This window comes from Paenibacillus sp. XY044 (assembly GCF_002257645.1).
GTDB lineage: Bacteria > Bacillota > Bacilli > Paenibacillales > Paenibacillaceae > Paenibacillus_AQ.
The window spans coordinates 960,148-973,174 of the sequence record NZ_NQMO01000002.1; the positions used below are offsets into that span (position 1 = coordinate 960,148).

Annotated in this window: 11 protein-coding genes; 8 read left to right on the plus strand and 3 right to left on the minus strand. The window is 56.3% G+C overall.

The window, feature by feature from the left end; all coding sequences use genetic code 11:
- The first annotated feature begins 6 nt into the window (after positions 1–6).
- The 8 genes from hemH to CJP46_RS12880 all read left to right on the plus strand — a co-directional run bounded on the left by hemH (position 7) and on the right by CJP46_RS12880 (position 9,576).
- The gene (gene hemH / locus CJP46_RS12845; protein ID WP_094595963.1) at positions 7–957 is read left to right on the plus strand and encodes a ferrochelatase; all 951 of its coding nucleotides are present in this window, start codon (positions 7–9) and stop codon (positions 955–957) included.
- Between the two features lie 153 nt (positions 958–1,110).
- Positions 1,111–2,589, plus strand: a complete 1,479-nt coding sequence (locus tag CJP46_RS12850; protein WP_094595964.1) for a CapA family protein — start codon at positions 1,111–1,113, stop codon at positions 2,587–2,589.
- Positions 2,590–2,618: 29 nt separating this feature from the next.
- The gene (locus CJP46_RS12855) at positions 2,619–3,347 is read left to right on the plus strand and encodes a glycerophosphodiester phosphodiesterase (protein WP_094595965.1); all 729 of its coding nucleotides are present in this window, start codon (positions 2,619–2,621) and stop codon (positions 3,345–3,347) included.
- Positions 3,348–3,416: 69 nt separating this feature from the next.
- Positions 3,417–4,040 carry a fumarylacetoacetate hydrolase family protein gene (locus tag CJP46_RS12860; RefSeq protein WP_094595966.1) on the plus strand — a complete coding sequence of 208 codons (624 nt, stop codon included), beginning with the start codon at positions 3,417–3,419 and terminating at the stop codon, positions 4,038–4,040.
- 6 nt (positions 4,041–4,046) lie between these two features.
- A complete protein-coding gene (locus tag CJP46_RS12865; protein ID WP_094595967.1) occupies positions 4,047–4,856 on the plus strand; it encodes a DUF92 domain-containing protein in 810 nt (269 codons plus the stop codon).
- Positions 4,857–5,043: 187 nt separating this feature from the next.
- A complete protein-coding gene (locus tag CJP46_RS12870; protein ID WP_094595968.1) occupies positions 5,044–6,990 on the plus strand; it encodes an ABC-F family ATP-binding cassette domain-containing protein in 1,947 nt (648 codons plus the stop codon).
- A 196-nt stretch (positions 6,991–7,186) separates the two neighbouring features.
- Positions 7,187–7,582 carry a BlaI/MecI/CopY family transcriptional regulator gene (locus CJP46_RS12875; protein WP_373557991.1) on the plus strand — a complete coding sequence of 132 codons (396 nt, stop codon included), beginning with the start codon at positions 7,187–7,189 and terminating at the stop codon, positions 7,580–7,582.
- 2 nt (positions 7,583–7,584) lie between these two features.
- Positions 7,585–9,576 carry a M56 family metallopeptidase gene (locus CJP46_RS12880; protein WP_094595969.1) on the plus strand — a complete coding sequence of 664 codons (1,992 nt, stop codon included), beginning with the start codon at positions 7,585–7,587 and terminating at the stop codon, positions 9,574–9,576.
- A gap of 101 nt (positions 9,577–9,677) precedes the next feature.
- Here the strand turns inward: CJP46_RS12880 and CJP46_RS12885 are convergent, their stop codons facing one another.
- The 3 genes from CJP46_RS12885 to pepF all read right to left on the minus strand — a co-directional run bounded on the left by CJP46_RS12885 (position 9,678) and on the right by pepF (position 12,953).
- The gene (locus tag CJP46_RS12885; RefSeq protein ID WP_094595970.1) at positions 9,678–10,715 is read right to left on the minus strand and encodes a M42 family metallopeptidase; all 1,038 of its coding nucleotides are present in this window, start codon (positions 10,713–10,715) and stop codon (positions 9,678–9,680) included.
- Positions 10,716–10,751: 36 nt separating this feature from the next.
- Entirely contained in the window at positions 10,752–11,078 is a 327-nt protein-coding gene (locus tag CJP46_RS12890; RefSeq protein ID WP_094595971.1) for a LapA family protein, read from the minus strand.
- An 84-nt stretch (positions 11,079–11,162) separates the two neighbouring features.
- Positions 11,163–12,953 (minus strand): oligoendopeptidase F, encoded by a 1,791-nt coding sequence (gene pepF / locus CJP46_RS12895; protein ID WP_094595972.1) that lies wholly within the window; start codon positions 12,951–12,953, stop codon positions 11,163–11,165.
- Positions 12,954–13,027 lie beyond the last annotated feature (74 nt).

Genomic DNA, 13,027 nt, shown 5'->3' on the forward strand with positions numbered 1-13,027 from the left:
CGTTTCGTGAAAAATAAAGTAGGCGTACTGGTGATGTCCTATGGCACACCGGAGAGCATGGAAGGCATTGAGGCATATTACACGCATATCCGCAGGGGGCACGCTCCTTCGCCGGAGCAGCTCAAAGAGCTGGCCGACCGTTATGAGGCGATCGTGGGCGGCGTATTCCCGCTCCGGGAGAACACCAACCGGCAGGTAGCAAGCCTGCAGGAAACCCTGAACCGGGACGGCCGCCATTCCGACGTGGAATTTGTCTGTTATCAAGGTTTGAAGCATGCTTCCCCGTTCATTGAGGACGGCGTGGAAGCGATGGCCAAGGACGGCATCAGCAAGGCGATCGGGATCGTATTGGCGCCGCATTATTCGACCATGAGCGTCGGAAGCTATATGAAGCGCGCCAAAGCGAAAGCTGACGAGGTCGGGGTGGATATGACCTTTGTGCAAAGCTACCATATGCATCCGCAGCTGATCGAAGCATTTACCCGCCGTGTGAACGAAAAACTGGCTCTGTTCGAGGAAGCCGGTGCGGACCGGAGCAAAGTGCGCGTGCTCTTCAGCGCTCACAGCCTGCCTGAGAAAATTTTGGAGCTGGGCGATCCGTATCCGGAGCAGCTTCTGGAAACTTCCCGCGCGGTGGCGGAGAAGGCCGGCATCACTTCCTGGCAGTTTGCCTGGCAGAGTGCGGGCCGGACCGCCGAGCCATGGCTCGGACCGGATATTCTGGACACGCTCCGCAACCTGAGCAAAGAAGAAGTTGAGGACGTGCTGGTCGCTCCGATCGGTTTCGTGTCCGACCATCTCGAAGTGCTGTACGATCTGGACATCGAGGCCCAGCAGGTAGCAAAGGAGCTGGATCTGCGGCTGATGCGGATCGAATCGCTGAACAGCGATCCGCTCTATATGCAGACGCTGTCCGATGCGGTGATTGGGCAGTTGGAAATGGCCCAGGCGGAGTAAAACTTTCAGAAAATCGCAGTATCTCTATATTATGAAATAGAGCCCCCGTGTCACGGACCGGGGGTTCTATTTGTTCCCGGGAACCTGATATAATGGAGTGGGCTTTCAGGGGAGGGCCGCATATTTTAGAAAAATCGTTATGAGGGGTGAATAATGTACCCGCCAAGATCACAGAAACACCAGGCTGGAAAAAAAGCCAGGAAGAAAAAGCAGGGGCGGATGTGGGGGTTCGTGAATCTCATCTTGCTTTCCGTCATTGTACTACTTGTTGGATATTATTTGGTGACGCAAAAGGAGCAAACGGGCGGCTCCGCACCGGACTCCCGCAATACTGCACAGCAATCCGCAGATCAGCAGCCTGCTGACCCGAAAGGAACCGTGTCGGGGAGCGGAGAAGAAAAGGGAAGCTCCGGTTCGGAGCCATCTTCGGAAGAAACAGCGGAGGAAAATTCAGATCCGCCTTCATCGGGACAATCGGAAAATCCGCCGGATCAGGAGACAGTCGATGCGGAGCAGGGCCAGCCGGCAGGAAGCGGGAAGGACGGGAAGGACCAGGCCTCGCAAGAAGGAAAGCAGGAGACGGGAAAGGATTCCGCTTCCGGCAAAGCCGATCCGCAGCAGGATCAAATTCCGGAAAAGCTGGCTTCCGGAGGAGCGTCGAATGCACCGTCGGGTCAAGCAATTCTTATTCATTTTGTGGGCGATATGATTTTTTCGGGCAAAGTGGAAACGCTGCTTGAAAGCAAAGGCTATTCATACCCCTTTACATATTTGGGGGATCTGTTAAAGAAGGACGACCTGACGCTGGGAAATCTGGAGACACCTGTCACCACCCGCGGCGTCGGGGCTAAAAACAAAACGTATGTGTTTAAATCTTCCCCTAAGGCGCTCGATGCGCTGCGCGCCGCAGGTATGGACGCCGTCACGCTCGCCAACAACCACATTCTGGACCAAGGGGAGGAAGGGCTGCTGGACACCATTACCCATTTGGGTGCCAGCGGCATTAAGTATGTCGGTGCAGGGAAGAACGCAGCGCGCGCCTATGCGCCAGAATACTTCTCCATCAAGGGTATGAAGGTGGCGCTGGTCGGTGCCAGCCGCGTGTATCCGGAATCAAGCTGGGCCGCGGGTACCAATAAACCGGGCGTGGCCAGTGCCTACGGGCAGGCCCCGGAGGTGCTGAAATCCATCGCCGAAGCCCGCAAGAGCGCCGATTTGGTCATCGTCATGGCGCATTGGGGCATCGAGCGGCAGAGCACGCCGGATGCCAACCAGAAGGCGCTGGCCCACGCTTTCATCGATGCGGGAGCCGATCTGATCATCGGAGCGCATCCGCATGTGCTGCAAGGGCTGGAGCAATACAAGGGCAAATGGATTGCTTACAGCACAGGCAACTTCATTTTCACCAAATCAACCGTACCAGCGACCTGGAAAACCGCGGTGTTTCAAGCATCCTGCCGGCCGAACGGCGGGTGTGACATGAAGCTGATTCCTTACAAGACGGAGCTGGGACAGCCGGTTCCAATGACCGCTGAAGAAGGGAAGAAGCTGATGCAGGAAATGCAGCAGCTGTCCATCGGAGGCGTTCGGGTATCCGGGGACGGGACCGTAACGGCGGGCTCGGCACGTTGATCATAACTTAGGAGAGCGAGGGAGAGGGAATGAACAACCTGTGTATGGCCCATCGGGGCTTTTCAAGCAAGGCGCCGGAAAACACGATGGCGGCTTTTCGGATGGCAATGGAGGAGCCTTACGTCCAGTGGATCGAAATCGATACGCAGCTGACCGCTGACGGGATTCCCGTCGTCATTCACGATTTCAGTCTGGACCGGACGACCACCGGCAGCGGCAAGGTCAAGGCCCATACGTGGCAGCAGCTGCAGCGGCTGGACGCAGGGAGCTGGAAAGGGCGCGATTTTCAAGGAGAACGCATTCCCTCCCTGGACGAGGTGCTGCGCCTGAGCTGCGGCAGGGTCCGATTGGACATCGAGCTGAAAACATCCGGCAATATGTATCCGGGACTGGAGCAGGCGGTGCTCGAACGCGTATCGCGATATCATATGGAGCAGGACGTGGTGATCACTTCGTTTGACACCGGTGCGCTGCAGCGGGTCAAGGAGATCAACCCGGCGATCCGGACGGGGCTGATCATCGACGGCAGGCCGAAAGATCTGCCTTCGCGCCTCAAGGCGCTGCAGTGCTCGTTCCTGTCGATCGGTCACTCCAATCTCGACACGGGGCTGGCGTCATTGCTGATCTCCGAAGGCATTACGGTCATGGGTTGGACGATCGATGACGCCAAAGGCATGAAAAGGCTCGCAGCGATGTCCCCCGAAATCATGATTTGCACCAACCGGCCGGACGTTTGGCGGAAAACCTTTCCCGGCTGATTCCGCCGCCGAACAATGCTTTCGTAACACAGCTGTTCGACGCAACAACCCAATCCATCATAGCAAAGGATGATCGAGATGATTCGTAACGTATACTGTGTTGGCCGAAATTACAAACTTCATGCCGCCGAGCTTGGCAACGAGGTTCCGACCGAGCCGATGATCTTCATGAAACCGTCCCATGCGGTCGTTCCGCTTGAGGATGCCGTGCTGGTGCTCCCGAAGGATCAGGGAGAGGTTCATTACGAAGGCGAAATCGTCATCCGCATCGCGCGGGATTACGAGCCTGGAGCCGTGGTGGATGACCTGGTGGACCAAATGGCACTTGGCATCGATTTTACGCTGCGGGATGTGCAGACGGTCATCAAAAAGAAAGGCCACCCGTGGACGGCGGCCAAAGGGTTTAAAAATTCCGCACCCATCACGGGCTTTCTTCCTTTTCCGGGAATCGGCAGCGTGACGGAGAAGGATTTCACCGTCTTGAAAAATAATGAGGAAGTGCAGCGCGGCAATGCGCGGGACATGATTTTCTCCCTGCAGGAAATCGTAGATTATATCGGCGTGCATTACGGGCTGGGAGAAGGCGACGTGATTTTCACCGGAACGCCGGCCGGTGTCGGCCCGGCATCCGATGGCGATACGTTTGCTCTAAACTGGGGCGAAGAGCAGCTCGGAAGCTGCCGCATCGGCTAAGCCGCCATGATGTGGATCATCGGGGCGCTGTGCGCGCTCATTGTTGCAGGGGCTGCGTACTGGAAGCGGTCGCTCACCATATCGGGAGCGATTTGCGCCTTCGGCATGGGAACGATTTATTTCGGAGCGGGGAATTTGCTGTGGTTCGGCACCCTGCTCGTCTTTTTTATCAGCTCCTCAGCGCTGTCTAAGGTGAAGGCGGGCCGGAAGGCCGAGCTGGAGAAATCATACGCTAAAACGGGCAACCGTGACGCCGGACAAGTGCTGGCCAACGGGGGCGCCGGCATGCTGCTGTGCGTGCTGAATGCCCTTTGGCCGCATGAGGGCTGGGTGTTCGCCTTCATCGGCGTCATGGCGGCGGTAACGGCCGATACCTGGGCCACGGAGCTGGGCAGCCTCAGCCGCAAGCCGCCCCGTTCGGTCCTGAACGGACGCGTGCTCCCTGCCGGAACGTCGGGAGGGGTATCCCTGCTGGGCAGCACGGCCGCTGCGGGGGGAGGAGCGCTGATCGGCCTCTTCGCCTGGCTGTTTGAACGGTTATCCGGTGCGGCTTCCCATTCGCTAGCTCTGGACTTGGTGCTTGGGATTGTCGGCGGATTGGCCGGGGCTTTCGCCGATTCCATCCTTGGCGCATCCGTGCAGATCATGTACAAGTGCCCGGTGTGCGGCAAAGAGGTCGAGGTCATGACGCACTGCGGGAGCCCGACCCGGCGCATGGGAGGATGGCGGTTCATGAACAACGACGCCGTCAACATTCTCTCTTCCTTGATCGGAGGGGGAGCAGCCCTCGCGGCCGCGCTGTTGCTTTTCCCATGACCTGAAGGCTCAGCAAAGTGAGTTAAAGCGGTCCCGTCTAATCCGATTTATAGGGAGCGTAAATCGCCTTCATATCTCGACCTTAACATCTGACAGAAGCATAGCGTGCATGCCGCCCAGCCTTTGGGCGGTTTTTGTGTTAATATAAAGGAATTAGAAAATCGCTGGATGAGTAGGGGAATTAGCCATGAACATAATGACAGTTGAACATATCTCCAAAAGTTACGGAGAGAAGGTATTGTTTCAGGACGCATCCTTCGGGATGGCGGATCAGGATAAAATCGGGATTATCGGCGTCAACGGCACCGGTAAATCCACTTTTTTGCGGGTCATCGCCGGGCTTGAGCCTCCGGATGAGGGCCAGATTTCCATCGGTAACAGCGTCAGGGTGCGCTATCTGGCCCAAAACCCGGATTTTGACCCGGGCATGACCGTACTTCAGCAGGTATTCCAGGGCCAGGACCCGCAGATGAGGGTCGTCCGTGACTATACGGAGACGATGGAGCGAATCGAGCTGAATCCTTCGGACGATTCTTTGCAGCAGAAGCTTCTTAAGCTGAATCAGGAAATGGATGCCCTTCAGGCATGGCAGCTCGAGAGCGAAGCCAAGACTATTTTGTCCAAGCTGGGGATCTCGAGCTTCGATGCGCTGATGGGGGCGCTGTCCGGCGGCCAGCGCAAGCGTGTCGCTCTGGCATCCGCCTTGATTCAGCCGTGCGAGCTGCTCATTCTGGACGAGCCAACCAACCATATCGACAACGACTCGGTCGCCTGGCTGGAGCAGTACCTCCAGAAACGCCGCGGCGCGCTGCTGATGATTACGCATGACCGGTATTTCCTGGACCGCGTCGCGAATGTCATGCTGGAACTGGACCAAGGCAGGCTGTACCGCTATGATGCCAATTACTCGGCTTTTCTGGAGCTGAAGGCCCAGCGGGAAGAACGGGAGGCGGCTTCTGAACAGAAGCGCCAAAACCTGCTGCGGACAGAGCTGGCCTGGATCCGGCGTGGAGCCAAGGCGAGATCGACGAAGCAGAAGGCGCGCATCGACCGCTTTGAGGCGCTGAAGGATCAGAAAGGGCCGCAGCGTGCCGGAAATGTGGACATCGCCGCGCTTTCGACCCGGCTCGGCCGGAAAATTCTCGAGATCGAGCATTTGGCCAAAAAGGCCGGTGACCGGACGCTGATCCGCGATCTGAGCTATATTGCCGTCCCCGGCGACCGCGTCGGCATTGTCGGCCCGAACGGAAGCGGTAAATCGACGCTGCTGAACCTGATCGCCGGCCGGCTAGAGCCCGATCAGGGCGAAATCGTGGTAGGACCGACGGTCAAGCTGGGGTACTTTACCCAGGAGCATCAGGAAATGGACGGCAATATGCGGGTGATCGAGTATATCAAGGAAGAAGCGGAAGTGATCCGGGCCGATGACGGCAGCCAGATCACGGCTTCCCAAATGCTCGAACGCTTTCTGTTTCCGCCGGCTATGCAGTGGACGCTCGTTTCCAAGTTGTCCGGCGGGGAGAAGCGCCGCCTGTATTTATTGCGGGTGCTGATGTCGGCTCCGAACGTCCTTCTGCTCGACGAACCGACGAACGATCTCGACATCCAAACGCTGTCCGTGCTGGAAGACTATTTGGATGACTTTCCGGGCGTAGTCTTCGTGGTCTCCCATGACCGCTTCTTCCTTGACCGTACTGTGGAGAAGATTATGGCTTTCGAAGGCGAAGGGAGAATCCGCGTCCATGTGGGTGCGTACACGGAATATGCGGAATGGATGAGCAAGAATGCACCATCTGCTGCCGCAGGCGGCTCCTCCGCGGAGGATTCGAAGAAGGGAAGCGCCTCCCAGGAAGGGGCCCAGTCCTCGACTCAGGCGAAAGAAGCGCCGCGGGAGAAGCTGAAATTCAGCTATAAAGAGCAGCGGGAGTTCGAGCAGATCGACGGCCTGATCGAAGCTTGCGAGCAGAAACTGGCGGGCATACAGAAAGAGATGGAGGCTTCGTTCACCGACTCGGCTAGACTGCAGGAGCTGTTGCAGGCGCAGCAGGAAGCCGAGCAGGAGTTGGAACATTTGATGGAGCGCTGGACGTATCTGAACGAGCTGGCGGAGAAAATTGAGCAGAGCAAAGCTTAGATTTAAACGGCTCGAAGAGTTGATGAATGATTACGTTAGGGCGTTCCCGTAAATTTACGGGAACGCCCTACCTATTTTAGTGAACTTTTTTAGAGGACGTTATTTTTACGGGCAAAGGACGGATTGACATCCTGGATTACATGTGTAATATTGAAGGCATGCGATGATTACAAATGTGATCACAAGAAAGGAGAATATGCCGGTGAAATCACTTCCCGTCATTTCCGATGCCGAATGGGAGGTCATGAAAGTGCTCTGGGCCGGCTCGCCGCTGACGGCGGGCGAGGTAATTGACGTTTTGTCCGGCCGCATGGACTGGAACCCCAAGACGGTCAGAACGCTGCTGAACCGTCTCGTTGCAAAGGAGGCTGCTTCGTTTGATCCGGGCAGCCGCCCCTACCGTTACCATCCGCTTGTCACGGAGGAAGAATGCCAGCGGGCGGAGACGAAGAGCTTTTTGCAGCGCATTTACAGCGGTTCCTTCAAGCCGCTGCTGGTGAACTTTCTCAAGGAGGAGAAGCTGTCGCCGGAAGAAATCGCCGAGCTGCGCCAACTCTTGGATGAGACAAGCGAACCGGAAGGGAGAAGATAAGCATGAAGGGAAACCTGTACCCCCAGCTGAGCGAGTTATTTGCCTGGATGATCCATACGACGCTGCTGGCCGGTATGATGGTCGTCCTCATTTTACTGATGAAGCGTCTATTCGGCAGATGGCTGAAGCCTGAATGGCATTACGCCTTGTGGCTGCTGTTAATTCTCAGATTGGTCATCCCGGCCGGACCGGAAAGTTCATTTAGCATGGGGAATCTTTTTTCCATGGTGGAGCAGGAAAGCGCCTTGTTTGGCCAACATGCTCCGGCAGTCCCTTCTTCCGGCCAAGCGCAGACGGTGCAGGAGGGGGATGCGGCCGATTCATTCCCTGGCGAACTGACGGGTATCCATGAATCCGGCACTTCAACGCTGACGCAAAAAGATAGCGGGCTGTCCGTCCGGTCGATCCTGATGACAGTCTGGCTGGCCGGCGCCGCGCTCCTGCTGATCCGGCTCGTCATCGCGAACATCCGTTACGCACGGCTGCTCGTCAGGCAGTCGCGAGAAGCAGACCCAGGCATGGTCCAAATGCTGGGGAAGGCCAAGGCCAGCATGGGCGTTTCGCGAAGCATCGGGCTGAAGATATCGCCCGCCGTTTCCGCGCCTACGCTGTTTGGGGTGCTGCGTCCGCGGATGATCATGCCGCCGGGCATTGCGGAACTGAATGAGGCGCAGCAACAGCATATCTTTTTGCACGAATTGGCGCATGCCAAGAGATGGGATATATTGATGAATTGGGTCGCCCAGATCCTCCTCGCCTTTCATTGGTATAACCCGCTGCTGTGGTACGGGTTCTACCGGATGCGGGAGGATCAGGAACTGTCCGCCGATGCGCTGGCATTGAGACGGATGGATCCGAACCAAATTGCCCAGTATGGGCATACCATTCTGACCCTTTTGGAACAATACCGGACGGATGCTTATGTTCCGGGAACCGCAAGACTATCTGCTTCACGCAAGCAGCTGAGAAGGAGGATACTGATGATTAAAACGTTTAAACCGGCTTCCATCCGCTGGACGGTGATCGGTTTGGTGCTTGTACTGGCCTTGGGCGGATGTGCCTTGACCGATGGGAAATCCACACAGGATCAGGCGTCTCCGCCAGCAGGAAGCACCAATACGGATTCGGGCACAACACCTTCGGATGAGGGGGGCGGATCGAATGGACAGAACCAAAACGGGGAGGGTCAGAACGAACCCGGGGACCCGAATGCCTCTGGATCTTCCGATACCGGTAATGGCACAGGCACTGGCTCATCCACCGGCGAAAGCACGGATTCTCCGGGAGGCGGCTCTTCCGCATCCGGGACTGGCAATACAACTGGCGGACACCAGAAACAAATCAAGGATATGGCTAGCTTGGCCAAGCAAGGCAGGGTAAAAGGTACTGACTTTGTATCGGGCAAAACAACGATTGAGGATGTGCATGATGCGTGGGGCGAGCCGGACCGGCCATGGCAGCCGACCGACCGTTATGCCTATGATTCCTATTCTCCGGGAGCGGGGCGTGGAAGCTACGCATTTGGCATCGGGCAGGGTGAAGTGGTGTATGACATCCGTTATTTCGGATCGGGTATCGACGAGAGCACGGATCTAAGCAAAATCAGCTTTCAGGAAATCGAGAATACCTTAGGTAAACCAAGCTCTGTCAAGACAAGCGGAACGGATGATGTGCTCACTTATAAAGAGGGCGATTACGAGCTGAAATTTGTCGGACCGCATGCCAGCAAGCGTTTGGACCACATTTCGGTCTATTCACCGAAAGCGGCCCGCTCCACGATGGGCGGTGACGCGGCCGCGGGTTCGCAATCCGCCGCAAGCGGGAACGCCGCTTCGGTCCGCGCGCAAGCGCCGGTCAACGCACCAACAGATGCGGTCCGGGTTGAGGCGGCAGGAAACGCTTCGGGGTCAACCCAGCAGACAGCGCCCGGAAATAGCAGGGTCACGGCATCCAGCCCCGAGCAGGCCGTCGTGCCCGCCGGCGGCGGACGTTGACACAGGCATACGACATCATACAAGAACAAACCGGCTGTCCCTTCGGACAGCCGGTTTGGCGTTTCATGGGCACTGGTCCGTTTATGAAGACAGTTGGGGTGTTATCCGCGGATATAAGCCGCAAGCAGCTTGACCGTATTCAGCACCGCCTGCTTGTGGGTCCGCTCCATCGCGTGCGAAGCGTGCACGCCCGGTCCAATCAGCGCAGCACGAATGTTATTCCCACCGGACAGGGCGGCGGAAGCGTCCGAACCGTAGTGTGGATACACGTCCACGGCGTATGGAATGCCTTCGGCTTTGGCCAGCTCGATCAGCCGGCTCGTCATATCATAATCGTACGGTCCGGAAGAGTCCTTCGCGCAGATCGAGACGTCAGTCTCTTTGCAGCTGAGGTCGTCGCCGATGCAGCCCATGTCCACGGCGATCATCTCATCGATGTCGGAAGGAATATAAGCGGTACCGTGTCCAACTTCTTCATAGTTGGAGATCAGCAGCTTCACATTGGTGGACGGTTTCCAATTTTCCCGCTTCATCGACTCCAGCAGGCCGAACAGCGCCGCTACGCTTGCCTTATCATCGATATGCCGGGATTTGATATAACCGCTATCCGTAATCGTCGCTCTCGCATCGAAGGAGACGAAGTCGCCGACCCCGATGCCCAGCTTCAACACGTCTTCCTTGGATTCCACCAGCTCGTCGATGCGGACCTCCATATGGTCCTCCTGGCGTTTGAAATCGCGTGCGTCGCTGTATACGTGCACTGATGGATGGGTGCTGAGGATCGTGCCGGTATAGGTTTTGCCACTGCGCGTATGGATGACGCAGTATTCGTTCTCGATGCTATGCATCATGAAGCCCCCGACAGAGGTCAGCCGCAGCGTGCCTGATGGCTTGACCGCTCTGACCATCGCCCCGAGGGTATCCACGTGAGCGCTCAGCGCAACGGTGCGGGAAGAATCCTCGCCCTGCACCTCCAGAATCGCTCCGCCTTTATGATTCCGGGTCAGCGGAATGTTCAGGGTTGCGGCTTCCTCTTCGATGAGTTTCATGATGTGGCCCGTAAATCCTGTAGGGCTCGGCGTATCGAGCAGCTTTTTCAAAAAGGTTAACATGTATTCTTCATTTGGTTGTATCGACATGTTCACGGTTCCCCTCCGTTTGATCTACATTTCTATTTACGACGGTTTCGCCTCGGCCCCCTCGTCAGAGTCCGCTTTATTTGCGGCAGGGTCCGGGAAGGTATACCCCGTTTCGGCCTGAACCTCTGCCAGTTGGGACGAGAGCTGCCTGATCTTTTTCTGAAGTTTGTACTGCCTGAAAATTCCATAGGACCCGACGATGATCCCGCCGATCAGCGTACATCCGAGAATGAGCAGAATCAGCGGGATGTTCACTTCGGCAAACATAAAGTTGACTTTCACGGGATCGACGTTGATCACGGCAAAAATCGCGGTGAGCAGCGCAAACAGAAGCCCAAATATGAGTGACCACTGCATTTTCATTTTTGAAAACACCCTCTCCGGCAGACAGTAGAAAAATCCCCCGCCCCCGCGGGCAAGGGATTTTCATAGGCCTGGCCGTTCAACTTATTTTGTCAGCTGTTCCATTTGCTCGATGACGCTTTCGAAGACGCTCATCGCTTCGCGGACCGGCTGCGGCGAAGACATGTCGACTCCGGCTTTTTTCAAAATATTGATCGAGAAGTCGCTGCCTCCGCTCTTCAGGAAGCCGAGGTAACGGTCGACGGCCGGTTGGCCTTCTTCCAGAATCTGCTTCGAGAAGCTGGTCGCCGCCGAGAAGCCCGTAGCGTATTTGTACACATAGAAGCTGGTGTAGAAATGGGGAATGCGAGCCCATTCCATCTCGATATCCTTGTCGACGACCATGTCTTTGCCGTGGTATTTCACGTTCAGGTCGTAATAGATCTCCGACAGCGCCTGAGGCGTCAACGCTTCGCCTTGCTCTGCACGTTCGTGGACGAGTTTCTCGAATTCGGCGAACATCGTTTGACGGAACACCGTTGTCCGGAACTGGTCTGCATAATAAGTCAGCAGGTACATTTTTTCCTTCGGATCGGTCGATTTCTTGAGCAGGTAATCCATCAGCAGCGCTTCGTTGGTCGTAGAGGCCACTTCCGCCAGGAAAATCGTATACTGCGCGTCACGGTATTTCAGCGCGTTGTCCGAATAATAGGAATGCAGCGCATGGCCCATCTCGTGCGCCAAGGTGAACATGCTGTTCAGGTTTTCCTTGTGGTTCAGCAGCACATAAGGGTGCGTGCCGTAGGCGCCCCAACTGTAAGCGCCGGTCCGCTTGTTCTCATTTTCGTATACGTCAATCCAACCGTTGTCATAGCCTTCCTGCAGGGAAGCCAGGTAGTCTTTGCCGAGCGGCTTCAAGCCTTCGGATACGGTCTTTTTCGCATCTTCATACGTAATGTCCATTTTATATTCGTCAACGAGCGGGGCGAACAGATCGTACATATGCAGTTCATCCACGCCCAGCAGCTTCTTGCGCAGCTCCATGTAACGGTGCAGCAGTGGCAGGCTTTCATGGATGGTGTCGATCAGGTTCGTGTACACTTCCTTCGGAATGTTGTCGCCGTAGAGGGACATCTCCAGCACGGAAGGGTACTTGCGCACATTGGCGTAGAACATGTTCTTGTTGACGTTGGCGCTCAGCGTGGAAGCGATCGTGTTCTTTTGCTTTCCGTACGTTTCGTACACCGCTTTGAACGCCCGCTCGCGGACTTCGCGGTTCGGGTTCTCCAGGAACTGGATGTAGCTGCCGTGGGTCAGCTCCACTTCCTTGCCGTTCTCGTCCTTGATTTTCGGGAATTTAAGGTCGGCGTTGTTCAGCATGCCGTAGATCGTCTGCGGAGCCTGGGACAGGTTGCCAACCTGCGCGAGCAGCGCTTCTTCCGCCTTGGATAGGACATGCGCTTTCTCACGCTTCATTTCGGTAAGCGTAAATTTGTAATCGGCAAGCTGCGGATCGGCAATGAATTCATCCAGCTTGCTGTCCGGCAGCGACAAGATTTCCGGCGTGATGAAGGACAGGGCTTCGCCCACCTGTACGCTCATTTTTTTGGCTTTGGCCGACAGGGCCTGGTATGTAGGGTTGGCTGTATCTTCGTCGTGGTGCAGGTGAGCGAACACATATAGGCGTTCCGTCTTCAGGGAGATTTCATCCTCCAGGGCGAAGCAATCTTTCACCGCTGCCGCGTTATCCAGTTTGCCTTGGAAATCGGCGGCCTTCTTTACTTCCTGCTGAAGTTCGGTAAAAGTTTTGTCCCAAGCCTGCTGGCTGGCGAACAGGTCCTCAATCTTCCATTGGTGCTCGGCGGGTACTTCAGAGCGTTTAGGTAATTGTTCCATCGGAATCCTCCTTGACTGTTGGGTTAATATGAATTGGGCTCCATGTGAAGAAGCCGCAGGAGGAACAAACAGGA

Bases quoted from the DNA above. Each gene is read 5' to 3' on its own strand.
- CJP46_RS12880 (WP_094595969.1), top strand. From the start codon at position 7,585: ATGAAGGGAAACCTGTACCCCCAGCTGAGCGAGTTATTTGCCTGGATG.
- CJP46_RS12890 (WP_094595971.1), bottom strand. From the start codon at position 11,078: ATGAAAATGCAGTGGTCACTCATATTTGGGCTTCTGTTTGCGCTGCTC.
- CJP46_RS12875 (WP_373557991.1), top strand. From the start codon at position 7,187: ATGCCGGTGAAATCACTTCCCGTCATTTCCGATGCCGAATGGGAGGTC.
- CJP46_RS12870 (WP_094595968.1), top strand. From the start codon at position 5,044: ATGAACATAATGACAGTTGAACATATCTCCAAAAGTTACGGAGAGAAG.
- pepF (WP_094595972.1), bottom strand. From the start codon at position 12,953: ATGGAACAATTACCTAAACGCTCTGAAGTACCCGCCGAGCACCAATGG.
- CJP46_RS12865 (WP_094595967.1), top strand. From the start codon at position 4,047: ATGATGTGGATCATCGGGGCGCTGTGCGCGCTCATTGTTGCAGGGGCT.
- CJP46_RS12885 (WP_094595970.1), bottom strand. From the start codon at position 10,715: ATGTCGATACAACCAAATGAAGAATACATGTTAACCTTTTTGAAAAAG.
- CJP46_RS12860 (WP_094595966.1), top strand. From the start codon at position 3,417: ATGATCGAGATGATTCGTAACGTATACTGTGTTGGCCGAAATTACAAA.
- CJP46_RS12850 (WP_094595964.1), top strand. From the start codon at position 1,111: ATGTACCCGCCAAGATCACAGAAACACCAGGCTGGAAAAAAAGCCAGG.
- CJP46_RS12855 (WP_094595965.1), top strand. From the start codon at position 2,619: ATGAACAACCTGTGTATGGCCCATCGGGGCTTTTCAAGCAAGGCGCCG.